This window comes from Caballeronia arationis (assembly GCF_001544975.2).
GTDB lineage: Bacteria > Pseudomonadota > Gammaproteobacteria > Burkholderiales > Burkholderiaceae > Caballeronia > Caballeronia arationis.
The window spans coordinates 1-562 of the sequence record NZ_FCOG02000601.1 but is presented as its reverse complement, the minus strand read 5'-3'; the positions used below and the strand labels follow the sequence as shown (position 1 = coordinate 562).

The following is a 562-nucleotide window of genomic DNA, read 5'->3' as shown; positions in this document are numbered from 1 at the left end:
ACGCCGTCTCGAGACCTTCCGCGACGCCAATTTCGCCATCGACTGGATCCATCAGCCGGACTGCGCCGCCGTTGAGCTTATAAAGCGTCACGTCGTTCAGCTTGGCCGGAAGGATCTCGCCATCGTTAGTGACGATCGACGCCTTCGCCGGTTTCGAGCGTTCAAGGAACGTGCGGTGCAGCGTTCCGAGACGGCCGTCCGGCAGTGTGAAGCGAGCGAGGATGCCCGGCCACTGACCGATAACTTTCTTCTCGTGGCGGTAATCGAGCATCGCCATGCGCAGCGCCGCGGACGGCGCCACTGTCAGACCCGGCACCCGTTCGCGCAGGTACCGCGGAACGAGGCCATCGGAACCGACCAGCGTCGCGCGATCCCACATTGAGTCGAGGCGCTTACGTGCCCACTCGGGATCGACCTTTCGGCCAGGCGCCGGGGCCGCCGGTTGCGCTCGGTTTTGCCGTGCATCGGCCAGGCTGCCGCCTTCGAGTTCGATCATGAGTTCGCGGAAGGTCATTCCGGCGGACTTGCAGATGAGCTCGAAGCCGTCGCCGGCTTTTCGGTC

General features: G+C 64.4%; 1 protein-coding gene. It reads right to left on the bottom strand.

The window, feature by feature from the left end; translation table 11 throughout:
* The coding region (locus tag AWB81_RS44060; protein ID WP_445344354.1) for a DUF7146 domain-containing protein at window positions 1-562 on the bottom strand (562 nt) is incomplete at both ends.